Origin of the sequence: Nocardiopsis sp. B62 (assembly GCF_018070675.1) — a bacterium.
Taxonomy (GTDB): domain Bacteria; phylum Actinomycetota; class Actinomycetes; order Streptosporangiales; family Streptosporangiaceae; genus Nocardiopsis; species Nocardiopsis prasina.
Genome location: NZ_JAGPXK010000002.1, coordinates 119725 through 144632, shown reverse-complemented (window position 1 = coordinate 144632; position 24908 = coordinate 119725). Strand labels below are relative to the sequence as shown.

General features: G+C 70.8%; 26 protein-coding genes, 1 pseudogene and 1 riboswitch. Of the genes and pseudogenes, 13 read left to right on the top strand and 14 right to left on the bottom strand.

The features are described 5' to 3' along the window. Nucleotides 1–35: 35 nt before the first annotated feature. From KBX21_RS02710 to KBX21_RS02700, 3 genes are all read right to left on the bottom strand, one after another. Nucleotides 36–440, bottom strand: a complete 405-nt coding sequence (locus tag KBX21_RS02710; protein WP_210840914.1) for a DUF779 domain-containing protein — start codon at nucleotides 438–440, stop codon at nucleotides 36–38. After that, nucleotides 440–1963: an aldehyde dehydrogenase family protein gene (locus KBX21_RS02705; RefSeq protein ID WP_210840913.1), complete on the bottom strand. Its 1524-nt coding sequence runs from the start codon at nucleotides 1961–1963 to the stop codon at nucleotides 440–442. Before KBX21_RS02705 ends, KBX21_RS02710 begins: the two co-directional genes overlap by 1 nt. A 161-nt stretch (nucleotides 1964–2124) precedes the next feature. Further along, entirely contained in the window at nucleotides 2125–3420 is a 1296-nt protein-coding gene (locus tag KBX21_RS02700; RefSeq protein WP_210840912.1) for a GAF domain-containing protein, read from the bottom strand. Nucleotides 3421–3652: 232 nt separating this feature from the next. Between KBX21_RS02700 and KBX21_RS02695 the strand changes: the two genes are divergently transcribed. Together KBX21_RS02695 and KBX21_RS02690 are read left to right on the top strand one after the other, a co-directional pair. Beyond that, nucleotides 3653–4264: a hypothetical protein gene (locus tag KBX21_RS02695; protein ID WP_210840911.1), complete on the top strand. Its 612-nt coding sequence runs from the start codon at nucleotides 3653–3655 to the stop codon at nucleotides 4262–4264. Between the two features lie 288 nt (nucleotides 4265–4552). Beyond that, nucleotides 4553–5395 (top strand): hypothetical protein, encoded by an 843-nt coding sequence (locus tag KBX21_RS02690; protein WP_247665127.1) that lies wholly within the window; start codon nucleotides 4553–4555, stop codon nucleotides 5393–5395. 212 nt (nucleotides 5396–5607) lie between these two features. Here the strand turns inward: KBX21_RS02690 and KBX21_RS02685 are convergent, their stop codons facing one another. The 3 genes from KBX21_RS02685 to KBX21_RS02675 form a co-directional block, all read right to left on the bottom strand. Beyond that, the gene (locus KBX21_RS02685) at nucleotides 5608–7050 is read right to left on the bottom strand and encodes a short-chain fatty acyl-CoA regulator family protein (RefSeq protein WP_210840909.1); all 1443 of its coding nucleotides are present in this window, start codon (nucleotides 7048–7050) and stop codon (nucleotides 5608–5610) included. Nucleotides 7051–7155: 105 nt separating this feature from the next. Beyond that, the gene (locus KBX21_RS02680; protein WP_210840908.1) at nucleotides 7156–7356 is read right to left on the bottom strand and encodes a DUF397 domain-containing protein; all 201 of its coding nucleotides are present in this window, start codon (nucleotides 7354–7356) and stop codon (nucleotides 7156–7158) included. Continuing rightward, nucleotides 7353–8171 (bottom strand): helix-turn-helix transcriptional regulator, encoded by an 819-nt coding sequence (locus KBX21_RS02675; protein ID WP_210840907.1) that lies wholly within the window; start codon nucleotides 8169–8171, stop codon nucleotides 7353–7355. Before KBX21_RS02675 ends, KBX21_RS02680 begins: the two co-directional genes overlap by 4 nt. 229 nt (nucleotides 8172–8400) lie before the next feature. Here KBX21_RS02675 and KBX21_RS27190 point away from each other — a divergent pair. The 5 genes and pseudogenes from KBX21_RS27190 to KBX21_RS02655 all read left to right on the top strand — a co-directional run. Continuing rightward, nucleotides 8401–8721: pseudogene (locus KBX21_RS27190) on the top strand (ATP-binding protein); the annotation flags it as partial. Nucleotides 8722–8780: 59 nt separating this feature from the next. Continuing rightward, on the top strand, nucleotides 8781–8906 hold the full coding sequence (locus KBX21_RS26840) for a hypothetical protein (protein ID WP_282104495.1): 126 nt from the start codon (nucleotides 8781–8783) through the stop codon (nucleotides 8904–8906). A gap of 172 nt (nucleotides 8907–9078) precedes the next feature. After that, nucleotides 9079–9366 carry a hypothetical protein gene (locus KBX21_RS02665; RefSeq protein ID WP_210840906.1) on the top strand — a complete coding sequence of 96 codons (288 nt, stop codon included), beginning with the start codon at nucleotides 9079–9081 and terminating at the stop codon, nucleotides 9364–9366. 59 nt (nucleotides 9367–9425) lie between these two features. Continuing rightward, nucleotides 9426–9692: a type II toxin-antitoxin system Phd/YefM family antitoxin gene (locus KBX21_RS02660; protein ID WP_247665126.1), complete on the top strand. Its 267-nt coding sequence runs from the start codon at nucleotides 9426–9428 to the stop codon at nucleotides 9690–9692. Next, a complete protein-coding gene (locus tag KBX21_RS02655) occupies nucleotides 9689–9946 on the top strand; it encodes a type II toxin-antitoxin system RelE/ParE family toxin (RefSeq protein ID WP_210840905.1) in 258 nt (85 codons plus the stop codon). The genes KBX21_RS02660 and KBX21_RS02655 overlap by 4 nt, the downstream gene beginning before the upstream one ends. A gap of 80 nt (nucleotides 9947–10026) precedes the next feature. Here the strand turns inward: KBX21_RS02655 and KBX21_RS02650 are convergent, their stop codons facing one another. Continuing rightward, nucleotides 10027–10194, bottom strand: coding sequence for a type II toxin-antitoxin system HicB family antitoxin (locus KBX21_RS02650; protein ID WP_247665124.1), 168 nt, complete (start codon nucleotides 10192–10194; stop codon nucleotides 10027–10029). A 198-nt stretch (nucleotides 10195–10392) separates the two neighbouring features. Here KBX21_RS02650 and KBX21_RS02645 point away from each other — a divergent pair, with 198 nt between their 5' ends. From KBX21_RS02645 to KBX21_RS02625, 5 genes are all read left to right on the top strand, one after another. After that, complete coding sequence (locus tag KBX21_RS02645) at nucleotides 10393–11901, top strand: MmgE/PrpD family protein (protein WP_247665123.1); 1509 nt, start codon at nucleotides 10393–10395, stop codon at nucleotides 11899–11901. Further along, nucleotides 11901–12794 carry a methylisocitrate lyase gene (gene prpB, locus KBX21_RS02640; RefSeq protein ID WP_210840903.1) on the top strand — a complete coding sequence of 298 codons (894 nt, stop codon included), beginning with the start codon at nucleotides 11901–11903 and terminating at the stop codon, nucleotides 12792–12794. Before KBX21_RS02645 ends, prpB begins: the two co-directional genes overlap by 1 nt. Nucleotides 12795–12809: 15 nt before the next feature. Continuing rightward, nucleotides 12810–13946: a bifunctional 2-methylcitrate synthase/citrate synthase gene (locus tag KBX21_RS02635; protein WP_210840902.1), complete on the top strand. Its 1137-nt coding sequence runs from the start codon at nucleotides 12810–12812 to the stop codon at nucleotides 13944–13946. 218 nt (nucleotides 13947–14164) lie between these two features. Further along, a complete protein-coding gene (locus KBX21_RS02630) occupies nucleotides 14165–15199 on the top strand; it encodes a methyltransferase (protein ID WP_210840901.1) in 1035 nt (344 codons plus the stop codon). A 136-nt stretch (nucleotides 15200–15335) separates the two neighbouring features. Beyond that, nucleotides 15336–16511: a beta-1,3-glucanase family protein gene (locus KBX21_RS02625; protein ID WP_210840900.1), complete on the top strand. Its 1176-nt coding sequence runs from the start codon at nucleotides 15336–15338 to the stop codon at nucleotides 16509–16511. An 86-nt stretch (nucleotides 16512–16597) separates the two neighbouring features. On the opposite strand, the gene KBX21_RS02620 is transcribed toward KBX21_RS02625, so the two are convergent. The 6 genes from KBX21_RS02620 to KBX21_RS02595 all read right to left on the bottom strand — a co-directional run bounded on the left by KBX21_RS02620 (nucleotide 16598) and on the right by KBX21_RS02595 (nucleotide 22540). Beyond that, nucleotides 16598–17104: a hypothetical protein gene (locus KBX21_RS02620; RefSeq protein ID WP_210840899.1), complete on the bottom strand. Its 507-nt coding sequence runs from the start codon at nucleotides 17102–17104 to the stop codon at nucleotides 16598–16600. Nucleotides 17105–17237: 133 nt separating this feature from the next. Next, on the bottom strand, nucleotides 17238–17660 hold the full coding sequence (locus KBX21_RS02615; protein ID WP_210840898.1) for a hypothetical protein: 423 nt from the start codon (nucleotides 17658–17660) through the stop codon (nucleotides 17238–17240). Nucleotides 17661–17848: 188 nt separating this feature from the next. Next, nucleotides 17849–18784 carry a 3-hydroxyisobutyrate dehydrogenase gene (gene mmsB, locus KBX21_RS02610; RefSeq protein ID WP_210840897.1) on the bottom strand — a complete coding sequence of 312 codons (936 nt, stop codon included), beginning with the start codon at nucleotides 18782–18784 and terminating at the stop codon, nucleotides 17849–17851. Continuing rightward, a complete protein-coding gene (locus KBX21_RS02605; RefSeq protein WP_210840896.1) occupies nucleotides 18781–19902 on the bottom strand; it encodes an enoyl-CoA hydratase/isomerase family protein in 1122 nt (373 codons plus the stop codon). Before KBX21_RS02605 ends, mmsB begins: the two co-directional genes overlap by 4 nt. Continuing rightward, nucleotides 19902–21044: an acyl-CoA dehydrogenase family protein gene (locus KBX21_RS02600; protein WP_210840895.1), complete on the bottom strand. Its 1143-nt coding sequence runs from the start codon at nucleotides 21042–21044 to the stop codon at nucleotides 19902–19904. Before KBX21_RS02600 ends, KBX21_RS02605 begins: the two co-directional genes overlap by 1 nt. Next, nucleotides 21041–22540, bottom strand: coding sequence for a CoA-acylating methylmalonate-semialdehyde dehydrogenase (locus KBX21_RS02595; RefSeq protein WP_210840894.1), 1500 nt, complete (start codon nucleotides 22538–22540; stop codon nucleotides 21041–21043). Before KBX21_RS02595 ends, KBX21_RS02600 begins: the two co-directional genes overlap by 4 nt. Nucleotides 22541–22567: 27 nt before the next feature. Continuing rightward, nucleotides 22568–22688: riboswitch (cobalamin riboswitch) on the bottom strand. 148 nt (nucleotides 22689–22836) lie between these two features. Here KBX21_RS02595 and KBX21_RS02590 point away from each other — a divergent pair. Further along, the gene (locus KBX21_RS02590; protein ID WP_210840893.1) at nucleotides 22837–24129 is read left to right on the top strand and encodes an MFS transporter; all 1293 of its coding nucleotides are present in this window, start codon (nucleotides 22837–22839) and stop codon (nucleotides 24127–24129) included. Between the two features lie 119 nt (nucleotides 24130–24248). Here KBX21_RS02590 and KBX21_RS02585 read toward each other — a convergent pair whose 3' ends face one another. Beyond that, on the bottom strand, nucleotides 24249–24851 hold the full coding sequence (locus KBX21_RS02585) for a TetR/AcrR family transcriptional regulator (protein ID WP_210840892.1): 603 nt from the start codon (nucleotides 24849–24851) through the stop codon (nucleotides 24249–24251). Nucleotides 24852–24908: the final 57 nt, after the last annotated feature.

The window sequence follows — 24908 nt, the reverse complement described above, 5'->3', positions numbered from 1 at the left end:
TCCGGCCCCGGCCCTTCCCATGGGGCGCGGCCTCCTCACTCCAGCTGTTCCGCCTCCTCGTCGGTCATCAGACGCGACCTGATCAGGAACCGGTTGCCGGTCGGGGCCTCCACGGAGAACCCGGAGCCCCTGCCGGGGACGACGTCGATGGTCAGGTGCGTGTGCCTCCACAGCTCGAACTGGGAGCGCGACATCCACACCGGCACCGGGTCGGGGAGTCCGGCGTCGAGGTCGCCCAGGCGCACGTCGGAGGCGCCGGTCCGGAACTCCCCGAGCGGATAGCACATCGGGGAGCTGCCGTCGCAGCAGCCGCCGGACTGGTGGAACATGAGCGGTCCGTGGTAGGCGGTGAGCTCCCGGAGCAGGGCCGCCGCCGTCTCGGTGAGGGCGACCCGCTCCACTGCCGCGTCGCCCTCCGCCGTCGCGTCGGAGGTGTCCATCAGAAGAACCCCTGCGCCTGCTCGGAGTAGCTGACCAGCAGGTTCTTGGTCTGCTGGTAGTGGTCGAGCATCATCTTGTGGTTCTCGCGGCCGATCCCGGACTGCTTGTACCCGCCGAACGCGGCGTGCGCGGGGTAGGCGTGGTAGTTGTTCACCCACACGCGCCCGGCCTGGATGTCGCGCCCGGCCCGGTAGGCGGTGTTGCCGTCCCGGGACCACACGCCCGCGCCGAGCCCGTACAGGGTGTCGTTGGCGCTCCTGACGGCGTCCGCGTAGTCGTCGAATCGCGCCACGGAGACCACCGGGCCGAAGATCTCCTCCTGGAAGATCCGCATGCTGTTCTGGCCCTCGAACACGGTCGGGCTGACGTAGTAGCCGCCCGCGAGGTCGCCCCCCATCTCGGCCCGGCCGCCTCCGGCGAGCACCCGTGCGCCCTCCTGGCGGCCGATGTCGACGTAGGACAGGATCTTCTCCAGCTGGTCGTTGCTGGCCTGGGCGCCCAGCATGGTCTCGGTGTCCAGCGGGTTTCCCTGCCTGATCCGGCCGACCCGTTCCAGGGCGTCGGCCATGAAGCCGTCGTAGATCGAGCCCTGGACCAGGGCGCGGGACGGACAGGTGCACACCTCCCCCTGGTTGAGGGCGAACATGGTGAACCCCTCCAGCGACTTGTCGTAGAAGGCGTCGCGCTCGGCTGCCACGTCGGCGAAGAAGATGTTCGGGCTCTTGCCGCCCAGTTCCAGGGTGACCGGGATGAGGTTCTCGGAGGCGTACTGCATGATCAGTCGGCCGGTGGTGGTCTCACCGGTGAAGGCAACCTTGCGCACGCGCGGGTTGGAGGCCAGCGGCTTGCCCGCCTCGACCCCGAAGCCGTTCACGATGTTGACCACACCGGGCGGGAGCAGGTCGGCGATGAGGTCGACGAGCACCAGGATGGACGCCGGGGTCTGCTCGGCGGGCTTGAGGACCACGGCGTTGCCCGCCGCCAGGGCCGGGGCCAGCTTCCAGACCGCCATGAGGATCGGGAAGTTCCACGGGATGATCTGGGCGACCACCCCCAGCGGCTCCTGGAAGTGGTAGGCGACGGTGTCGGCGTCGATCTCGGAACTGTGCCCCTCCTGGGCGCGGATGGCCCCGGCGAAGTACCGGAAGTGGTCGATGGCCAGCGGGATGTCGGCGGCCAGGCACTCGCGGACCGGTTTGCCGTTCTCGAAGCTCTCGGCCACCGCGAGCCGCTCCAGGTGCTCCTCCATCCGGTCCGCGATCCGGTTGAGGACGAGCGCCCTTTCGCCCGCCGGGGTGCGGCCCCAGGCGGGCGCCGCGCCGTGCGCGGCGTCGAGGGCGAGTTCGACGTCCTCGGCCCCGCTTCGGGCGACCTCGGTGAAGGTCCGGCCGGTGACCGGGGTGGGGTTCTCGAAGTAACGGCCCCTGACCGGTCTGACCCACTCGCCGCCGATCCAGTTCTCGTAGCGCGGCGCGTACTCGACGACGCTGCCGGACTCACCTGGAGGAGCGTAGATCGCCATGGTGGGGTGCCTCCTTGTGTCGCTGCACGGGGGCGCCGAGGCGCCTGCCCGGCTCCTGGAACAGGGAGGTGTGACGCTAGTTGCACGGAGGTTGCGACCACGTTGCGCGCGGCGCAGGCGCGGCGGGGGCGCTGCGGGGTCGTGTCGCAGTCGAGCCGGGGTCAGGCTCCGAGCCTGCGCAGCCGCCCGCGCAGGGCAGCGTGCCGGGGTGAGTCCGTGTCCAGGGCGCGCAGGGCGGCGGTCAGGACCCGGGGGTCCTCGCGCCACTCAGGCCGTTCGGACCAGGCCAGGAGCGCCTGGGGGTCGGCACCGGTGGCGAGCACCTCGCACACCTCGGCCTGGAGTTCCTCGCGGGCCTCGGCCACCCCCGGCGCCTCGGAGCGCGGCAGCACGGGCCCCTCGTAGACGTTGACGGCCTGGCGGTAGGCGCCCTCGGTCAGGTGGCGGCGTACCTCGTCGAGGTCGGTGGTGAGCGGTCTGCACAGCCGGTAGGGGCGGGAGGCGAGCCACCCCGAGCCCAGCAGGCGGCGCAGTCGGGACATCTCCGCGCGGACCGTGACCGGGGCGGCGTCCCGATCGTGCAGCAGCGCGCCGAGGGCGTGGCCGGTCAGACCGCACGGGTGGCGGGCGAGCAGCAGGAGGATCTCGGAGTGGCGGGTGCTGAGCTCGACGGTCTCCCCGTCGGCCTCGAACAGTCCGTGGTCGCGGCCGAGGGCGCGCAGGCGGGCCGGGCCCGGAGCGGAACCGGACCGGGAGACGGCGTCCCCCTCCGTGCGGGGCGCCGGGAGCATCCCGCTGGTCCGCTGCGCCCGGATCTCCATTTCGGCGGCGGTGGCGGCCACCCTGACCAGGGCCAGGGCCTGCGGTGAGGCGAGGTGGTCCGCGCCGGTGAGGTCAAGGACACCGATGAGCGCGCCGGTGTCGGGATCGTGCAGCGGCGCCGCCGAACAGCTCCAGCGCTGGACGCCCCGGCTGAAGTGCTCGCTGGCGAAGACCTGCACCTCGTGGTCGAGGGTGAGGGCCACCCCGGGCGCGTTGGTCCCCACCGAGCTCTCGTGCCAGTTGGCGCCCTCGACGAAGTGCATGGCCTCGGCGCTGCTGCGCAGGCGGTGGTCGCCCTCCACCCACAGCAGACGGCCGGAGACGTCGCCGACCGCCACGATCTGCGGTCCGGGCGCGGTGTCGAGGAGGAGACGGCGCAGCAGGGGCATGGCAGCGGAGACCGGGTGGGCGCTGCGGTGGGCGTGCAGGGTGGGTCCGGTGAGTTCGAGGCGGGGCAGCGTGCGGTCGGGGTCCACCCCGTGCAGGGCGCTGCGCCGCCAGGACTCCCCCACCACCGGGCGGACCCGGCCGCTGAGCCGTCCGGAGCCGGTGAAGCGTTCGTGCGCGACGGCCACGTCCCGGCGCAGGGTGTCGGGATCGCTCTCCCAAGTCCACGCGTTCCATGCTCCGGCCATCGGCGTGCCCCTTCCTCGCGGCGGTGCGGGCCCCGGAGGCCTCCGTCCCGGGCCCCCGAGTCAACCCGCGCGGAGGGGTCCTGACAAGGGTCTCGGCCGAGGCCACGGGTGAGCTGCCCCGGGCACGTCGCGTGTGTACCCGAACGCGTCCCCGGCTCGGGCCGGACGAGGTCGCAAGGCCCGCGGATCCCTCGTTTTCTCCTCTGTCACAGGGTTCTGGGACACTGCGTGCGTGAACCATCCCCCTCAGCATCCGAGCCCGTACCCCGTTCCGTCCGCTCGGCAGCCCTCCCACGAACGCGGCTACCGGTGGTCCGGCGCCCTGGCCCTCGCCGCCGTGCTGCTCTTCGGCTTGTCCCTCCTGCTGAACAGCAACCCGATCAAGCTCTCCCCGGCCATCACCGAGGAGTTCACGTCGGACGACATGATCGAGCTCGAGGTGGCCGAGGGCGAGGCCGACGCGTGGGCGCTCTTCACCTCCGGTGAAGACAAGGGAACCTGCATGTACTACCCGCCGTCAGGAGACCTGTCGATCCCGCGAACCTGGTACCTGAACGCGGATGGCTACGGCGACTGGGACACCCTGGGGAACCTGGACACCTCGGAGCCCGGCCTCTACAGGATCACGTGCGCCGATTCGGCCAACGACTTCGCCCTGGCGTCCGCCGGTACCCTTCACGCCGTGAAGGCCCAGCTCTTCGTCACCGGCGTGATCGTCTTCTTCGTGGCCCCGTCCGTGCTCCTCGCGGCGATCGTGGTCGGTGTGGTCACGGCACTGCGCCGGAGATCAGCTCGCACGAGGCCCTCCTCCCAGGCGGCCCAGCAGTCCCCTCACCAGATCTGACCGCGAAAGCACGAGGCCCCCATGCCGACCCCCGAGACCGGCGGCCCGACCCCGGGTCCGCAGCCAGGTGAGCCCCAACGGAACCCCACCCCGCCAGGGCTCCAGCCGCCGTGGCCCCCGCAGGGCGCACCGCCGCCACCCCCACGCCGTCTTCCGCCCCGCCACCTGGTTCCCGAACCGCCCCAGCGGCAGGAGGCCGGAGAGCGTCCGCCGGACGTGCGCCCCTCCCGGCTCTGGTACTGGGTAGGCGCGCTCTTCCCGGCGAACCTGCTGGTCAGCATCCTTCTGTTGAGCGATAACCCGGAGGCCTCACCGGGGCTGATCGTCGGCGGAATCCTGACCCCGATCCTGACCTTCATGGTCTCCACGATCACCTGTCTGATCGTGCTCCTCGTGCGTTCCAGCAGGCTCTCCCGCCAACGCGCCGAGCGGGCCCAGCTTGAGCGGGCGGCGACGATGGGGGTGCCCATGGGCGCGCCCATGTTCCACCCCGGGTACGCGCCGCCCCCACCCAGGGTCGAGATCCCGGCGAAGGACATCCGTCCCCGCCGCCGGTGGATGGTGGTCGGCGCCCTCGCCCTTCCCCTCGGCATCGTCCTGGGTGCGACCGCCTTCGGAACCGGGTTCTCCCACCACCAGGCCCCGGAGCACGTCTCCCAGGTGGTCCGGGGCTCCGGCACGACCACGTTCGAGGTCACCGAGGAGCAGACCGGATCCCTGGGCCTGTTCTCCAATGCCCAGTCGGACGAGGAGTACCGGTTCTCCTGCGCGCTGGACGGCGCCGGGGCCCCGAGGTTCACGGAGAAGGTGGTCGGGTTCAGCCATGAGGAGTGGCGGCTGGTCCAGTCCGCCACGTTCAACACCCCCGGTCGGTACATCCTGACCTGCGACGGACCACCCGACCTGGAGTACGTGATCGCGGACACCGACGCCGCCGTCGCCTACGACAACCGGATGCTCGCCGGGGTCGGGGCGATGATGCTGTCCGGCTTCGCCGGCTTCGTCGTGTCGTTGGTCCTGCTGATCACGGTGGGGGCCAAGCGCGGTGAGCACCGCCGTCGGCTCATCCGTGAGTACCAGGCACGGGCCCACGCGACACATCAGGCGCCTGCCCAGCACCGTCCGGTCTGAGGGCCCCGGACCCACGGCGGTGCCGTCCCCGGTTCGGGGCGGCACCGTCGGCGACGATCTGGTCCTCACCTCCGTGCGCCCCCGCAGGCGGCGCGCTCACCCATCGCCACCCCGATCAGCTGCCCGGAGTGTTCGGGATCCCGCCGGTCAGCCAGTGCTACGACGCCCCGGCCGGGACCGCCTCCGTCGAGTACGGGTCCTGCCCCTGAGTGTCAGCGCGGGTCGGGCCCGAGGCGGCCCGGGTGGTCGGCGACCGGGTAGGGGGAGACCGTGCTGGAGTTCTCGTTGACCAGCAGCGACCGGCCCGCCGGAGGGAAGGCCCGCTGCGGGCACGCGGGGCGTTCGCAGACCTTGCACCCCAGGCCGATCGGGGTGGCCGAGCCCGGGTCCGCCAGGTCCAGGCCGGTGGAGTAGACGAGCCGGTCCGCGTGCCGGAGTTCGCATCCCAGCCCGACCGCGAAGGTCTTGCGGGCTGCCCCGTAACCGCCGTACCCCCTGGTCACCGTGCGCGCGACCCAGAAGTACGCGCGACCGTCGGGCATCTGTGCGATCTGTCGTTGGATGACGCCCGGGGCGGAGAAGGCGGCGTAGACGTTCCACAGCGGGCAGGTGCCGCCCGAGCGGGAGAAGTGGAAGCCGGTGGCGGACTGGCGTTTGGACATGTTGCCCGCCCGGTCCACGCGCACGAACGAGAAGGGCACACCTCGCCGCCGGGGGCGTTGCAAGGTGGAGAGGCGGTGGCAGACGGTCTCGAAGCCCACCCCGAAGCGGTCCGCGAGGAGTTCGATGTCGTAGCGCTCGGCCTCCGCCGCCGCCTGGAACTCGCGGTAGGGCAGGATGAACGCGCCCGCGAAGTAGTTGGCCAGACCGATCCTCGCCAGCCGGACCGCCTGTTCGGTGGTGAGCTCCTCCCCCTGGGCGAGCTCATCCAGAAGGGGGCCGTGTTCGAGGAAGGCCAGCTGGGTGGCGAGCTGGAAGGCCCGTTGGCCGGGGCGCAGGTGCGCGGCGAGGGTGAGGACCCGGCGCTCGGCCGAGTAGGCGCGGTTCCGGGTGCCCTCCTCCCCTGGCGCCTCGGTCTCCACCCTGACCCCGTGGCGTTCCTCCAACAGGCGCGCGAGGACCACGTGGGCGCGGCCCGGTTCCACCCCCTGCTGGATGGCGAGTTCTTCGGCGCGTTCGTCGAGTTCGCCCACGTAGTTCTGGCGTTCGTAGAAGAAGTCGCGGACCTGCTCGTAGGCCATCGGTGCCACGGACGACTCCGCGCCGTCGCGGCCCTCCGCGAGCGCGGCGGCCTGCCCGGAGACGTCCCGGTACCGCCGGTGCAGGTCCACCAGGACCCGCGCGACGGAGGGCATGGCGGAGGCGAGTTCGTCGAGTTCGTCCGCGCTCACCTGCCCGCCGGTGGGGACGTCGGTGAGCGCCTCCCGCAGCTCGGCGATCAGCCGCGAGGTGTCACTGGCCGCGAAGAAGCCGGGGTCGACCCCGAAGGCCTCGGTGATCCTCAGGAGCACCGGAACACTGAGCGGGCGCTGGTTGTGCTCCATCTGGTTGAGGTAACCGGCGGAGATGCCCAGCTCACGTGCGAGCTCGGACTGTTTGAGCGAGTGCTCCTGCCGCAGCCTGCGCAGCCGTGGACCCGCGAAGACCTTGCGCACTGTGCCGCCCCTTCCGTCCCCGCCAGGCTAACCCGAAGGTGTCTCACCAGGCGTTAGCAGGCTTAGCGGGGATGGAAGGGGGTCTTAGCTCGTCTCAGCAGTAGTTCAGCGCTTGAGGGTGTTCAGCAGGGTGGCCCACTCGCCGCTCCGGAAGGAGAGGTGGCCCTGCTCCCGATGCTGCGTGTCGCGCACCAGAACGTTCCGCCCTTCCGCGACCTCCACGCAGTTGCCACCTCCGCTACCGGAGTAGCTTGACTTGTGCCAGGCCGTCTTCTCGGCCTTGTTGAAAGCCACCTTGTGCCTCATCCTTCAAATCGTTCACGGCGGATGCGCTGGATGCGCTTGACGGATTCCTCTTGGCTGAGCGCCTGGCTCTGTAGGCGCTGAAAGATACGCGCGAAGAGATCGACCTCTTGGTCCTTCTCCAGGTAGAGGGCTCCTGTCCGGTACTCGATGAGTGCGATGTCCTCGAAGCTGACGTTGTCCAGCAGGTCGGGGAACTGCATGAGCACGAAGCTGCTTCCCGTCACTGGGTGAGCACCGGCCTCGAAGGGGAGCACTCTGAGATCCACGTTGGGCAGCTCGGCGCACTCCAGAAGGTGGCCAAGCTGCTCACGCATGACTTCTGCGCCGCCGACAGCCCGGTAGAGCGCGCTCTCGTTGAACACCGTGTGGAACCGCAGGGGAGTCTCTTCAGTGATCCGCTTTTGGCGCTGCATCCGTACGGTGACGTGGCCCTCTACCTGCTCGTCTGAACCAGCGTCGATGTCAGCGGCAAGGATGGCACGCGCGTAATCCTCGGTCTGGAGCAGCCCAGGAATGACACCGTCCTCGTAGTTGGACACGGTGTGAGCTTCGGCCTCCAGTCCGACATAGGACTCGAACCACTCGGGGATCTCCTGATGGCGGTGCCACCAGCCCAGTTCCTTCTGGCGGGCCAGCGCGACGAGCTTGTCCCGGTCCTCCGTGGAGAGCCCGTAGAACTCGCTGAGCACGTAGACGACCGGCACCGGCCAGGGGTTCTCGGCCTTCTCGTACTTGGTCAGCGTGCCGGGGCTGATGTCCGCGTGCTGCGCCGCTGTTCCGCTCTTGATGCCCGCGCGGAGCCGCGCACGCTTCATGACTCGCGCGATGGTGCGCCGAGTGACGCCTGCTGGACTCTGCCCCACCAATGACCTCCGGAAGTCGGGAGGTGTCCAGTTTGACGCATCCCACACTCCTGGGCCAACTTCCCGCAATCCGTTCTCGGGAAAATTTCCCCAGAACCCATTGCGAGAGCGTCGCTCTCTGTGGATACTTCTAAGCGTAGGGCGATCACACAAGAGTGGATGTTGATTCGAAGGAGAAGTCATGGTCAGTGGTCGGATACCTGGGCCTCGACGACCCGGTGGTGGGGTGGGACGGTCGTCCGCGCGATGGGGCTACTTCGGTGGCAACCCCAAGGACGTGGCTCTGGCACGCGAGTGGTTGTTGCGCAACGCCCGGCTCCAGGACGGGAGCGGGTTCTGGGTCGAGCTGGTGCTGAGTGAACTGGCGACCAACGCCGTGCAGCACACCGCGACCGGAGAGCCGCACGGACGGATGGGGATCTCCTTCGAACTCCTGGGGAACCAGGTCGCGCTGATGAGCGTGGTCGACCAGGGACCCCGGCTGCGCGGCGGCGTGAAGATGCCCCAGGTGGTGGACCGTCAGCCCGGTGAGATGCACCCGGCGGCCGGGGGCTGTGGCTGGTGGACCGGATCGCCGAGTACTGGTGGTGGGAGGGCCGACGCGGCTTCCCGCTGGAGATGCGCGCGATGGTGCGGTTGGACCGGGAACCGGACCTGGGGGAGAGCTGGCTCGCACTTGCCAGCTAGAAAGCACGCCTGTTCGGCCTGGTCAGGCACACACAAAACCGGGCACACAGCAGAACGCCCCGGGGCGGCGCTACCAACACCGACCCCCGGGGCTGATCAACCACCTGACCAAGACAGGGAATCGACTGTGCAGAACTCTACTGGTGGACGCCACCGCAGGCCCCGGATTTCGATGACCTCGCGACTGTGGTGGATGTTCGCCTCGACGGTGGCGTGGGCGCTGTGCCAGGTGATCGGCGCCCCCACCCGAACCGAACCCCTCGGCCGCGACCGCGTCGCACTGTCCCCGGCACCCCGAAGGCCGGAACTGACCCACCACCGGGGACCACTCCCCCGCCCGGAACCCACCGTCCACAGCGACCTGCCAAGCGGCTTGATGGAACTCTGGCCAGAGCACCACCACCGCACGGACTCCCTCGTCCGCCCCTACATGCCCCGAGTACAACGCAGGCCAGCGTGAGCCTGGAGAGTTCGCGAAACTCCACGTGGACCAAGCGTGCCATGTGCACCATTGGTTCCATGAGTGAGATGCCGGTGGAGTCAATCCGCCAGGTGCGTGACCACATCGCCGACGTAGTCGATCGTGCGGACCGGGAGGATGCGCCGACCGTCATCACGAGACGCGGGAGAGAGGTCGCAGCGGTCGTCCCGATCGAACTCCTGCGCCGCTACCAGCAGCTCGAAGAGCAGGAGATCATGCGCATGGTCAACGAGCGCATGAGTAACCCCGAACCCGGGATCCCCATGGAACAGGTGATGGCGGAAATCCTGGAAGGCCCTGAGTGAGCTACCGAACCGTCTTTCGGCCTGAAGCCCGCTCCGAACCGCGAAAGCTGCCAAGGAATGTGGCCATGGCGATATTCCGAAAGCTCACCGATCTGGAGTCGGACCCCTTGGGGTACGACACAACCGCCTTGGTCGGAAACCCTGAGGTCAGGCGACTGCGAGTCGCGGACTACCGAGTGATCTACACGGTGGAAGAGGACCAGTTGATCATCTGGGTGGTGCATGTTGGCCATCGCTCCAGCGTGTACGAGTAAGCGAATCCGCCAGGACACAAGGGCACCGCGAACCCGCTGGCAAGCGGCGCCCGCAGCTCGCCAGGGCAGCTCTCAAGCACCTAGTGGTCACCCTCGAAGTACAGTTCCAGGGCGTCAGTGAGCGCGTCCAGGGCCTCCTGCTCGGTCTCGCCCTGGGAAGCGACCTCGACATCCACGGCACGCGCCACGCAACCCCCCAGCTCGGAATCGGGGCTCACGATGACGTCCAGGCGCGGGTAGCGGTGCATACGGCGAACGTACCGACTCGCACCTGCCCATCCGCGCATCGCGCCCGCTAACGCCGGGGCCGACCTCTGGCGAGAACTTGGCCGACTTAGCGAAAACACACCCCTCGGTTAGCACAACCCAGCAGGTTTCGGGCCTTCCACCTGGCCTTTCTCCCGTGCGAACCTCGGCTGCACAGATACCGCGTCGAGGGGATGAACATGGTGCAGCACCGCGTCCGGGTCCACCGGAGCTCCGAGGGGCCCGCCAAGGAGGAGCAGCTGGCCCACCGGATCGCGTCCGTTGCGACCGACCCGGTCCGGGTCGAGCCCGCCGTGGTGGAGATGATCGGCAACCGGATCATCGACAACGCCGCCGTGGCCGCCGCCTCGCTGCGCCGACGCCCCGTCCGCAGCGCCCGCGCGCAGGCCACCCGGCACCCTCTGAACCCCGGCGCGGCCGTCATGGGCACCCCGGCCTCCACGCGGGTCTCCCCCGAGTGGGCGGCCTGGGCCAACGGGGTGGCCGTCCGGGAACTGGACTTCCACGACACCTTCCTGGCCGCCGACTACTCGCACCCCGGGGACAACATCCCGCCGATCCTCGCCGTCGCGCAGCACCTCGGACGGGACGGCCGTGACCTGGTGCGGGGCATCGCCACCGGGTACGAGATCCAGGTCGCGCTGGTGAAGGGCATCTGCCTGCACGAGCACAAGATCGACCACATCGCCCACCTGGGCCCCTCCGCCGCGGCCGGGATCGGCACGCTCCTGGAACTCGACACCGAGACCGTCTACCAAGCCGTCCAGCAGGCCCTGCACGTCACCACCACCACGCGCCAGTCCCGCAAGGGGGAGATCTCCAGCTGGAAGGCGTACGCCCCCGCGTTCGCCGGGAAGATGGCCGTGGAGTCGGTGGACCGCGCCATGCGCGGCGAGGGCGCCCCCTCCCCGGCCTACGAGGGCGAGGACGGGTTCGTCGCCTACCTGCTCAGCGGCCCGGGGGTCGAGTACGTGGTCGAACTCCCCGCACCGGGTGAGGCCAAGCGCGGCATCCTGGACACCTACACCAAGGAGCACTCGGCCGAGTACCAGAGCCAGGCCCTCATCGACCTGGCACGACGGCTGGGCCCGAAGGTCGGGGACACGTCCCGGGTCCGCTCGATCACCATCCACACCAGCCACCACACGCACTACGTGATCGGCACCGGTTCGGGCGACCCGCAGAAGATGGACCCCACGGCCAGCCGGGAGACCCTGGACCACTCCATCCCCTACATCTTCGCCGTCGCCCTCCAGGACGGCGAGTGGCACCACGAGCGCTCCTACTCCCCCGAGCGCGCCCAGCGGCCGGACACCGTGAAGCTGTGGCACCGGATCAGCACGGTGGAGGACCCGGAGTGGACCCGCAGGTACCACGCCACGGATCCGAACGAGAAGGCCTTCGGCGGCCGCGTGGTGGTGGAGATGGCGGACGGCTCCGTGATCGAGGACGAGATCGCGATGGCCGACGCCCACCCGCTCGGTGCCCGCCCGTTCACCCGCCCGGACTACGTCGCCAAGTTCCGCGCCCTCGCCGAGGGGGTCGTGTCCAAGGACGAGCAGGACCGCTTCCTGGGCCTGGTCGGGCGTCTGCCCGAACTCACCGCCGACGAGGTGCGTCAGCTGTCCTTCGCGGAGGACACCGCCACCGCGCCGAGCGACCTGTCGACCTCGAAGGGGATCTTCTGATGTCGCAGTCCACCACCTCACCCAACGCCAGGCGGCGACTCCTGCGGGAGGGGCTCGCTTCGGACCGGCTCCTGCGGGTGCCCGGCGCGATGAACCCGCTCACCGCAGTCCTCGTCCAGGAACTCGGCTTCGACGGCGTGTACGTCTCCGGCGCCGTGATCGCGGCGGACCTCGCCCTGCCGGACATCGGCCTGACCACCCTCACCGAGGTGGCCGGGCGCGGTGGCCAGATCGCCCGGGTGACGGACCTTCCGACGATCATCGACGCCGACACCGGGTTCGGCGAACCGATGAACGCCGCCCGCACTGTGCGGTCCCTGGAGGAGGCCGGTCTGGCCGGGTGCCACCTGGAGGACCAGGTCAACCCCAAGCGTTGCGGGCACCTGGACGGCAAGACCGTCACGGACACCGGCACGATGGTGCGCCGCGTCCGTGCGGCGGTGAGCGCCCGCCGAGACGAGGACTTCGTGATCTGCGCGCGCACCGACGCGGCCGCCGTGGAGGGTCTGGACGCCGCGATCGAACGGGCGAAGGCGTACGTGGACGCCGGCGCCGACATGGTCTTCCCCGAGGCGATGCGCGGCCCGGCGGACTTCGAGGCCTTCCGCAAGGCGGTGGACGTGCCCCTGCTGGCCAACATGACCGAGTTCGGCAAGAGCGAGCTGCTCACCGTGGAGCAGTTGGAGTCCCTCGGCATGGACATGGTGATCTACCCGGTCACCAGCCTGCGCCTGGCCATGGGCGCCGTGGAGGACGGACTGCGCACCCTCCGCGACGAGGGCACGCAGGCGGGGCTCGTGGACCGCATGCAGACGCGCGCCCGCCTCTACGAACTCATCGACTACGCCTCGTACAACGCCTTCGACGACGACGTCTACAACTTCAGGATCTGAACGGATGTGGTGAGCATGACCGACACGGCGATCCGCAAGGGACTGGCCGGGGTGGTGGTCGACACCACCGAGATCTCCATGGTCGACGAGGCCTCGAACTCGCTGACCTACCGGGGCTACCCGGTGCAGGACCTGGCCGCCTCGTGCACGTTCGAGGAGGTCGCGTACCTGCTCTGGTACGGGGAGCTGCCCACGTCGGGCCAGCTGCGCGAGTTCACCGCCCGCGAGCGGGCCAACCGCGCCCTGGACCGGCACACCCTGGACCTGCTGCGCCGTCTCCCCGAGACCGCGCACCCCATGGACGTGCTGCGCACCGCCATCAGCTACCTGGGCGCCGACGACCCCACCGAGGACGACAACTCGGTCGCGGCCAACCGGGTCAAGGCCGAGGCCATGCTGGCCAGACTGCCCACGGTGGTCGCCGCCGACCACCGCCGCCGTCAGGGTCTGGACCCGATCCAGCCGGACCCGGGCCTGGACTACGCCGAGAACTTCTTCCACATGTGCTTCGGTGAGGTGCCGGAGACCGAGGTGGTGCGCTGCTTCGAGGTGTCGATGATCCTCTACGCCGAGCACAGCTTCAACGCCTCCACGTTCACCGCCCGGGTCGTGACCTCGACTCTCTCGGACATCTACAGCTCCGTGACGGCCGCGATCGGCGCCCTGAAGGGGTCCCTGCACGGGGGCGCGAACGAAGCCGTCATGCACATGCTCCAGGAGATCGGTTCGGCCGACCGCGCCTCCGACTGGCTGGACACCGCCCTGGCCGAGAAGCGCAAGATCATGGGGTTCGGGCACCGCGTGTACAAGCACGGGGACTCCCGGGTGCCGACCATGCGCGAGGCGCTGGACCGGATGGCGGCGCTCAAGGGCGCCGACGATCTCATGAAGCTGTACGAGGCCCTGGAGGCGGCGATGGTGGAGCGCAAGGGCATCCACCCGAACCTGGACTACCCGGCGGGCCCCGCCTACCACCTGATGGGGTTCGAGGTCCCGACCTTCACGCCGCTGTTCGTGATGGCCCGGATCACCGGGTGGACCGCGCACATCCTGGAGCAGCAGGAGGCGAACGCGCTCATCCGTCCGCTGAGCAGCTACACGGGTCGCGAGCGCCGTTCGGTGCCGCTGCCCGCTCAGCGGCTGGCGGGCTGACCACCCGCCGCGACACCGACTGACCCGGCCCGGTCTCCCTCGGGGCCGGGTCAGCGGCGTGCGCCCAGCCGCCGTCCGGGTGCGGGCGACCCCAGGCGCTCGTGGGATGGGGCCCGGATCACCACGCGTGGGGAGATCGCGCCCATGGAGACGCCCCGTGCTGGGTAGTGTCCGGAGGAGCCGAGGAGAAGACGGCCCGAGTGTCTGGAGCGTGCCCGATGAGCGCAGAGCGTGGGGAACACGGGAGCACCGAGGAGGCCAGGGAGGCGTCCGCACGTCTTTGGTCGCTGGCCAGCCCGGTCACCCCGATGGCGATCCGGGCGGTGGCCACGCTGAGGATCGCCGACCACCTGGCCGCCGGGCCGCGCACGGCGGCCGAACTCGGCGCCGCGGTCGGGGCGGACCCGGACGGCCTGGCGCGGGTGCTGCGGTACCTGGTCAAGGAGGACCTGTTCACCCTGGAGGGGGACCGGTTCGCGCTCACCGCCGTGGGGGCGTCCCTGCGGTCGGACCACCCGTACTCCCGGCTGGGCTGGTTCGCGGGGGACGGGGCGCACGGGCGCGCCGACCTCTGCCTGTCCGAGCTGGCCGAGGCGCTGCGCACCGGCCGGAGCGCCTACTCCCTGCGTTTCGACGGCTCGAACTTCTGGGAGGACCTGTCCACCGACCCGGAGCTCAGCCGTTCGTTCGACGAACTCATGAGCGCCCGGATGGTCAACCACTCCGGGACCCTCGCGGAGATGTACGAGTGGCAGGCGCTGGACCACATCGTGGACGTGGGCGGCGGGAACGGATCACTGCTGATCACGCTGCTGGAACGCTTCCACCGGCCGCGTGGGACCGTGGTGGACCTGCCCGGCCCGGTGGCGGCGGCGCGGGCCAACCTCCGGGAGGCGGGTCTGGCCGACCGCGCCGACGCCGTCGAGGGCAGCTTCTTCGATCCGCTGCCGGTGACCGGGGACGCCCTGGTGCTCGGCTGGATCCTGCACGACTGGGACGACGCGTCGGCCGAGGCCATCCTGCGGCGGTGCGCGGAGGCGGCCGGTCCGGCCGGGACGGTGCTGGTGGCCGAGCACGCCGCCGAGGAGGTGGTCAGCGAGCTGGACCTGCGGATGCTGGCCTTCTTCCAGGGCCGGGAGCGCGGCGCCGACGAGCTGGCGGCCCTGGCCGAGCGCGCGGGGCTGTCGGTCGCGGGGAGCCACCGGCACAGGGGGGTCGCGCTGTTGGAGCTCACCCCCGGACACCCCATGTGATCTACATCACACGCAACTTCGTCACCACGGGTAACGTGATCGCCACGGGAATCCGCCCCACTGACCCCGTTGACGCGGGTGCCCCCGGCCTGGCTCCATGGTGCGCACCTCTTCACACCCGCTACTGAGGAGTTCCATGATCAACCGCAGGCTCTTCCTGGGCGGCGCCTCGATCGCCGTAGGGGCTCCCCTGCTCGGCGCGACCGGTTGCGCCACCAGGCCCCAGAACATCGCCCCCGTCTCGGACTCGTCAAACCTGGGAGCGCTCCCGGTGAGCGTCACCAACAACAGCGGACGCTTCGGGGACGACGAGGTCCTCGTGTACGTGGTCGGCACCGACCTCGTCGACGACGTCCACTGCTGGGTCGACTCCGACGGCACGCCCCACCCCGTCAGCGTGGACGACAACACCGACGACGGCTACACGGACTACTCGATCCCCCTGGGCGCCCTCTCGGGCATGACGCTCCCCTACATGTCCGGCCGGATCTACTTCGCCATGGGAGGCAAGCTCGGCATCCGGATCGTCGAGGACGGAGACGGCAACCCCGCACTCCAGCTCCCGGCCGGCTGGGTCGAGGACGACCACGGCTTCGACGTCCTGCACGACTCGGTGGAGTTCACCCACAACGAGGACGGCATGTTCTGCAACACCTCGATGGTGGACCAGTTCAGCGTGCCGATCGGTATCCGGCTGACCGGGAACGAGGACCAGAGCACCGGCTTCCTCCTGCCCGGCGGCCGCGACGCGATCTTCGAGACCCTCGCCGCCGACCCGGACTTCTCGTCCCTGGTCTACGACGGCCACCGGATCATCGCCCCCGGTCACGGGCTCGACGCGGGGATCTTCCCCACTGACTACTTCGACCCGTACGTGGACCAGGTGTGGTCGCACTACGCGGGCACCGACCTGAGCGTCACCACCAACGCGGGGACCTTCACCGGCCGGGTCCAGGGCGACGAGCTGCTGTTCGACGGCGGGGTCTCGCCCATCCCCCGGCCCAGTACCCGTGACGTGCTCTTCTGTGACGGCGCCCTGGCCGCGCCCAACGACGGGATCACGGGCCCCGTGGCGGCGATCGTGGGGGCCGCGCTCAACCGCGCCACCCTGCTGGACCACGCCGCCCAGCCCACCAACGATCCGGCCGAGTTCTACCTGGCCGACATCGCCAACCGCTACGCCGGGACGTTCCACGAGCACACGGAGGACGGCAAGGCGTACGGTTTCGCCTTCGACGACGTCGAGGACTTCGCGTCCTACATCCAGGACCACGGTCCCTCGGGGCTGGAGATCACCCTGACGCCGTTCTAGGACGCCGCTGGGGGCGGCACCACGGACGCGCGCCCCGGTCACCCCGGCCTGATGGGAGCCGGAGGCGGCCGGGGCGCGCACACGTGTCAGGGGGTCGGGGCGGAGGCGTCGGGGACCGGAAGCCCTCCCCCGGAGGAGGCCGTATCCGTGGCCGGCCCCGGAGGGGCCGCCTCCGGTGCCGCGGCCGTCGCCCGCGACCGGTACCAGTTCCGGGCCGACCGGCTCTCGTTGAGCGCCAGGTACAGGAGACCGACCGCGATCTCGAAGAGCCCGGTGACGTCCAGGACCAGCAGTAGCACCAGCCCCGGCAGCAGGTACGACGCCGTGAGCACACGCACGCACCACCGCTGGGCCCGACCTCCCCGGCTCAGGGACGCCGCGACGTACGCCTTGACCAGGAGCATGACCACAGTCGGCAGCATGAGCGCGATCGAGGCGGACCGGCCCGTCCCCGTCTCCTGGTGGATCTCCTCCTCCGTCATGACCGAGAACCCGATCATGGAGAGGACGAGCCCCATCGTTCCGAAGACGACCATGATCCACAGGATGTTGCGCAGGGCTCTGAGTGCCAGGGGCATGCGGCTCGTACTCATGGGGGACTTCCTGGTGAGAGGGCGGCGGGCCTCGGACCGGGCCCGTCCTCGCCGGGTCTGGAGCCTAGCGACCGGATCGGACGTTCCTCACTCGGGATCCACCACCAGGGGACACCGCCCCGGCGCCGACCTGTCACTGACCCCGGTGGGAGGCCGGGTTCTCGGTCTCCTCGTACCAGCGCCTGGCGGACTCGCCCTCGTTGAGAGTGAGGACGACGACCATGAGCACGAGGCCGACGATGCCGCTCTCCCCGCTCAGCATGTTGATCAGCGCGGAGGCGACTCCGACCCCCGCCACCACGCGCACCAGGGTCCGGGTGCGGTAGCCGCCCCGGCCCAGGGTGGAGGCCACGTAGACGTACAGGGCGGTCGTCGCGGCGGCGACGAGCATCAGGAACCAGAAGGTCCCGGAGCTCACACCGGTGGCGCTCTCCAGCTCCCCCGAGCTCACGGTGCTCACGCCCACCACGGCCAGCAGGAGGGCGAGGCCCGCGATGGCGGACATGATGAAGAGGATGACCTGGATGGCGGTGAGCGCGCCGGGTTTGGGGTTCATGGGGGATTCAGCTCCACGCTGGGGTGATGACTGCCCGGGACACCGCGTCCCGAAGCCTGACTCTCCGTGAGACGCCACCCGGCGGGCCGTGGTTCCTCCCCGTGTGACCGACTTCGGCCACTGCGTGCACCGGACGGCCCGGGTGCCCGTTCCCTCGAGTCACCCGGGCCTCCCCCACCCCACCCCACTCAGTCCGAGACGGCCTCCGGGGCCGACCGGCCCGAGCGCTCGCGCACGGACTCCACGATCGCGGAGAAGTCCCGGGGCTGCCCGTCCAGGCCGTCGACGAAGGCGCGGTAGACCTCCGCCGCGCGGGCACCGATGAGCGCCTCCACCCCGGTCTGCTCCAGGGCGCTGGCCGCCAGACCCAGGTCCTTGGCCATCAGCGCGGCCGCGAAGCCCGGCCGGTAGTCGTTGTTGGCCGGGCTGGTGGGCACCGGTCCCGGGACGGGGCAGTAGGTCGTGAGCGACCAGCACTGCCCGGAGGCCGTGGACATCACGTCGTACAGAGCCTGGTGGGTCAGTCCCAGCCGCTCGCCCAGCACGAACGCCTCGCTCACGGCGAGCATCGACGCGCCCAGCACCATGTTGTTGCAGATCTTCGCCGCCTGGCCGCCGCCGGGGCCGCCGCAGTGCACGGCCTTGGCGCCCATCACGTCCAGCAGCGGCCGCACCGTGTCGAGGTCGGTCTCCCGCGCTCCGACCATGAAGGTGAGCGTCCCGCCCTCGGCGCCCGTCACGCCCCCGGAGACGGGGGCGTCCATGGCCCGGTGCCCGGCCTCGACGGCAGCCTCGTTGGCCGTTCGCGCGTCGGCCACGTCCACCGTCGAGCAGTCCAGGAAGAGCGTGCCGGGGCGAGCGGCGGCCAGCAGGCCACCCTCCGCGTCGGCGCCGCCCTGGTAGGCGGTGAGCAGGTGGCGGCCGCTCGGCAGCATCGTGATGACGACGTCGGCCCCGGCCACGGCCTCGGCGGCGGACCCGGCGACCCGGACGCCGGCGCCCGAGGCACGCTCCAGCGCCTCGGGGACCAGGTCGTAACCGGTGACGTCGTGCCCCGCCGCGACGAGGTTGGCGGCCATCGGCCCGCCCATGTTGCCGAGCCCCACGAAGGCGATCGCGGTCATCGAACACCTCCGGTGGCGTCTGCCGCGGCGGCCGGTTCGGCGAGGCCGACCGGTCCGTCCGGGGCGGGGTCGAAGGCGCGGTCGACGTCTGCGTCGGCCACCTCCGCGAGCGTGGCCGGGGACCACCGGGGGTTCCGGTCCTTGTCGATCACCTGCGCCCGGATGCCCTCCGCGAGATCGGGCCAGCCCAGCGCGGCCATCGACACGCGGTACTCCTGTTCCAGGACCTCCTCCAGGGTGTCCAGGGCCCGGGCCCGGCGCAGAGCCGCCAGCGTGGTCTTGACGGCAGTCGGTGACCTGGTCCCGATGATCTCGGCGGCCTTCGCCGCCTCGGGGTCGCCGTGGTCGCGCAGCCGGGACACGATCTCCTCTGCGGTGTCCGCGGAGTAGCAGGCGTCGATCCACCCGCGCCGGGCCTCCAGGGGCGCGGCCGGGACGATCTCGGCGAACCGGCCCACCGCCTCGTCGACCTCGGTCTCCGTACCGGCACGCGTGAGCGCCGCGACGAGGTCGGGGAGCCGCTCGGAGGGCACATAGTGGTCGGCCATACCGGTGTACACCGCGTCCGCGGCACCGATCGGCGTGCCGGTGAGCGCCAGGTGCGTGCCGGTCTCGCCGGGCGCCCGCGAGAGCAGGAAGGTGCCGCCGACGTCCGGCACGAACCCGATGGTGGTCTCCGGCATGCCCACCTTGGAGCGCTCGGTCACCACACGGACGCCGCCGTGCGCGGACACGCCCACGCCGCCGCCCATGACCACACCGTCCATGAGAGCGACGTAGGGCTTGGGGTAGCGGGCGATCCGCGCGTTGAGGTGGTACTCGTCCCGCCAGAAGTCGGCGGCCTGCCGGTCGCCGTTCACCGCGCTGGCCCGGATGGCGCGGATGTCGCCGCCCGCGCACAGGCCGCGTTCCCCGGCACCGTCCAGCAGCACCACGGACACCCCCTCGTCCTTCTCCCAGGAGGTGAGGGCGTCCGCGAGCACCCGGACCATCGAGTGGTCCAGGGCGTTGATGGAGCGCGGGCGGTTGAGTGTGGCGTGGGCGAGCGTGCCCTCCACGCGCAGCAGCACCGTCGCGTCGTCCGGGGTCGGTTCCCCGGGAGTGGTCTCGCTGGTCATCAGGCGGCCCCGGTGAGTCGTCGAGCGATGATGAGGCTCATGATCTCGTTGGTTCCTTCCAGGATTCGGTGCACCCGCAGGTCGCGCACGATCTTCTCAATGCCGTACTCCGTGAGGTAGCCGTACCCTCCGTGGAGCTGGAGGGCCTGGTCCGCGACGGTGTACCCGGCCTCGGTGGCGAACCGCTTGGCCATCGCGCACAGCTGAGCGGCCCCCGGGTCGCCCTCGTCCAGGGCGCTGGCGGCCCGCCACAGCAGGGAGCGGGCGGCCTCCAGGTCGGTGGCCATCTCCGCGAGCCGGAACTGGAGCGCCTGCGCGTTGATGAGCGGGGCGCCGAAGGCCTCCCGGCTCCCCAGGTAGGCGGTGCTGCCCTCCAGAGCTGCCAGGGCGCCCCCGAGCGAGCAGGCGGCGATGCCGAGGCGCCCGCCGTTGAGCCCGTTCATCGCGATGCGGAAGCCGTCGCCCTCGGCCCCCAGGAGGCGGTCGGCGGGCAGCCGGACCCCGTCCATGAGGACCTGGCGGGTGGGTTGGGCGTTCCAGCCCATCTTGGCCTCGTTGGGGCCGAAGGACACCCCGGGGTCGTCGCGGTGCACGACGAACGCGGAGATCCCGGCGGCGCCGTCGCCTCCGGTGCGGGCCATCACCACGTACACCTCGGAGACGCCCGCCCCGGAGATGAACTGCTTGGAGCCGGTGAGGACGTAGGAGTCCCCGTCGCGGACCGCCCGGGTGCTGAGCGCGGCGGCGTCGGAACCGGCGCCGGGCTCGGTGAGGCAGTAGCTGCCCAGGGTCTCCATGGAGCACAGCCCCGGGATCCAGCGGGCGCGCTGTTCGTCGTCGCCGTAGCGGTCGACCATCCAGGCAACCATGTTGTGGATGGACAGGTACCCGGCCAGGGACGGGCAGCCGGTGGCCAGGGCCTCGAAGACGAGGGCGCCGTCGAGTCTGGTCAGGCCCGTGCCGCCGGTGTCCTCGGAGACGTAGAGGCCGCCCATGCCGAGTTCGGCGGCCTTGCGGAGCACGTCGACCGGGAAGTGCTTGGTCTGGTCCCACCCGACGGCGAACGGTGCGAGGTGTTCGTCGGCGAACCCGCGCGCGGTCTCGGCCAGCGCGCGCTGTTCGTCGGTGATCGCGGAGGTCACCGGACGACCGGGATCGTGAACTCCGCGCCCTCCTTGACCCCGGAGGGCCAGCGCGAGGTGACGGTCTTGGTGCGGGTGTAGAAGCGGACGGAGTCGGGTCCGTGCTGGTTGAGGTCGCCGAAGCCGGACCGCTTCCACCCGCCGAACGTGTGGTAGGCGACCGGGACCGGGATGGGCACGTTCACGCCGACCATGCCGGTGTTGACGCGCTGCGAGAAGTCGCGGGCGGTGTCGCCGTCCCGGGTGAAGATGGAGACGCCGTTGCCGTACTCGTGCTCGCTGGGCAGGCGCAGGGCCTCCTCGTAGTCGGCCGCGCGCACCACGGTCAGCACGGGGCCGAAGATCTCCTCCTTGTAGACGCGCATGTCGGGGGTGACGCGGTCGAACAGGGAGGCGCCGGTGAAGAAGCCGTCCTCGTGGCCCTTGACCTTGAGTCCGCGGCCGTCGACCACCAGTTCGGCGCCCTCCTCGACCCCCAGCCCCACGTAGGCGTCCACGCGGTTCAGGGCGTCCCCGGACACCAGGGGCCCGAAGTCGGCGTCGGGGTCGTCCGAGGCGCCCACGGTCAGCCCGGCGATGCGTTCGGTGAGCTTGGCGACGAGGGCGTCGGCGGTCTCCTCGCCCACCGGGACGGCCACGGAGATGGCCATGCAGCGCTCACCGGCGGACCCGTACCCGGCGCCGATCAGGGCGTCGGCGACCTGGTCGAGGTCGGCGTCGGGCATGACGATCATGTGGTTCTTGGCCCCGCCGAAGCACTGGGCGCGTTTGCCGTGCGCGGTGGCCGTGGAGTACACGTACTCGGCGATCGGGGTGGAGCCGACGAAGCCCACGGCGGCCACGCGGGGGTCGGTGAGCAGGGTGTCCACCGTCTCCTTGTCGCCGTTGACCACGTTGAGCACGCCCGGCGGGAGTCCCGCCTCCAGGAAGAGCTCGGCCAGACGGAGCGGGACCGAGGGGTCGCGCTCCGAGGGCTTGAGGATGAAGGCGTTCCCGCAGGCCAGCGCGGGCGCGGCCTTCCAGAGCGGGATCATCGCCGGGAAGTTGAACGGGGTGATGCCCGCGACCACGCCCAGGGGCTGGCGCAGGGAGTGGACGTCGATCCCGGCCCCGGCGTTGTCGGTGAACTCGCCCTTGATCAGGTGCGGGATGCCCGCCGCGAACTCCACCACCTCCAGTCCGCGCTGGAGGTCGCCGTGCGCGTCGGCGACGGTCTTGCCGTGCTCGGCGGACAGGGTCCGGGCGAGGGACTCGCGTTCGGGTTCGACCAGTTGGAGGAATTTGAGCAGGACCCGCGCCCTGCGCTGGGGGCTCCAGGCACCCCATTCGACCTGCGCCCGCTCGGCGTCGGCGATGACCGCCTCGGTCTCCGCCCGGTCCGCCAGGGGGACCCTGGCCTGGACCTGGCCGGTGCTGGGGTCGTACACGTCGCCGAAGCGACCGCTCCGACCCGGGACGTTGGTGCCATGCACGAAATGCGTCAGCTCGCTGACCATGCGTGTTCGCTCCATCCTCGTGGACCACACGAATCTCCGGCCGCGAGCGGTGGCCTGACTTCCGGACGTTCTGCCCGGTCACAGTGGCGGGACCGCGCTGGATTCGCACCAGCTTCCCCGCTCCACGGCTCCCTCACCATATAGTTGGACGTCCTACTAAATCCAGCCCCCTCGCGCTCCCGATCCCCGCGCACTCCGGGGTTGTGGCGCAGAGCGGAGGGTTAGCGTGGGCCCCGTGTGCCGGTGCCCCGCTCGGGAACCGCCCGATACACCGGCGTGCGGAAGGCCGGTCCCCCATGTCCGACTCCACGACCCGGGCGTCGGCGGCACCGCTCGGCGGGCGCTTCTGGGCCTTCTGGTCCGCGTCCCTGGCCTCGAACCTGAGCGACGGCGTGGCGATGATCGCCGTGCCCTGGCTGGCCTCCTCCCTGGCCCCCGACAGCGCGGCCCTGGTGGCCGCCGTCGCCACCGCCGGGCGGCTGCCCTGGCTCCTCCTGGCGCTCCCCGCGGGCGTGCTCGTGGACCGCCTGCCCCGGTTCACGCTGATGGTCTCCGCCAACACGCTGCGACTGCTGCTGTGGGCGCTGCTGGCCCTCGTGGTGTTCTCCGGCTGGGCCTCGATCCCCCTGCTCACGGCCTTCGCGTTCTGCTTCGGCGCCCTGGAGGTCTGTTACGACACCGCCGCCGAGACCACAGTGACCGCGCTGGTTCCCCGGGAGTCGTTGGAGCGCGCCAACGGGCACGTCCGCTCCGGGGCGATCGTGGCGCAGGAGTTCGCCGGGCGCCCGCTGGGCGGGTTCGTGCTGGCCCTGGGCCTGTTCGTGCCGTTCCTGTTCAACATCGCCGCACTGCTGGTGTCGGTGGTGGCGCTCCTGAGGGTCCGCGCGACCTCCCCCGAGCCCGGCGACGCCGGACCCGCGGAGGGTTCCGTTCCCAGGGCACCGCGAGGACCGCGCGGGGTGTGGGCGGACGTGGTCGAGGGCGTGCGGGCCCTGTGGAACCAGCCGCTGCTGCGCGCGGTGGCGGTCATCGCGGTGTTCGTGAACACGGCCTACACGACCCTGCTCTCCACCCAGGTGCTGTTCGTGCGGGACACGCTGGGGCTCGGACCGGCCGGGTTCGGCCTGCTGATGGCCTTCGCCGCGATCGGCGGGGTGATCGGCGGACAGGTCGTCTCCTGGCTGCGCTCCGTCCTTGCGCACGGGACGCTGCCGACGCTCTGCCTGGCCGGGAGCGGACTGCTGTACCTGGTGGTGGCGCTGCTGCCCCTCACCCCGGTGGTGGCCGGGGTGTACTTCCTCAGCGGCGGCCTGGTCCTGGGCTACTCGGTGGCGATGACGTCGATCCGTCAGCGCGTCACCCCGGACCACCTGCTCGGGAGGGTGAACGCCGCCATGCGCACGGTCAGCTGGGGCATGAGCGCCGTGGGCATGGCGGCGGGCGGTGTCCTGGTGGCCGCCCTGACCCCCACCCTGGGCCAGGCTGACGCGCTCCGTGTCCCCTACGCACTGGTGGGCGCGGTCAGCCTGGCGGTGGTGGCGTGCTTTGGCCGACGGCTCGTCGGTCTGGTGCGTGAGCACGACGTCTGAGCCACGGTCGGCCCCCGCGCGGCCCGCACCGGGTCTGGGTGTGCGGGCCGGGGACGGGTGCCGGGAACGGCCGGGTCAGGGCGTGCGGATCGGGGCAGGAGGGTCGCGCCCCGATCCGGTCACTCCCCGGACATCCCCAGGGTGCGGAGTATCCCGTGGGCCTCGTCCACGCGGGCGGGGTAGGCCTCCGGGCTGTCCGCGAGCCGCATCGCCGTGAGATCGCAGGCCATCGCCGTGTGGGCGGCAAGGACGGCGACGTTCTCCACCGTCCCGGCCTCCGTGAGGGCCACGGCCAGGCGAAGCGCCCTCTGCTGCCTGGTGAGCAGGTAGCGGGACCTGAGGTCGATGCTCTCCCGAAGGAGCCGCACCAGCACGGCCGAGTGCGCGGGTGACAGGGCGGCATGGGGCCCGGTGGCAGCGGCGGCCTCACGGAGCAGGGCGAGCGCGGCCCCGAGATCGGTCCCCGGCTTCCGGTCCACCCGCTCGCGCACGTAGGCGCACATGCGGTCCACCTCGGCGCTGTCATCGGCGAACAGCACCTGTTGTTTGTCACCGAAGTACCGGAAGAAGGTGGTGCGGCCGACCTCGGCGCGTTCCGCGATGGCCGCGACCGTGACGTTGTCGAATCCGTGTTCGGCGAAGAGTTGGAAGGCTGCTGACACGATCGTGGCCCTCGCCTTACGACGTTTGCGAGCGTGGAGCGTGTCCGGGGGGTGGTGCATGAGGCGACCCTATCGAGTGGGAACTCGGTTCTCGATGGTACGCGGGACCGGCCATTG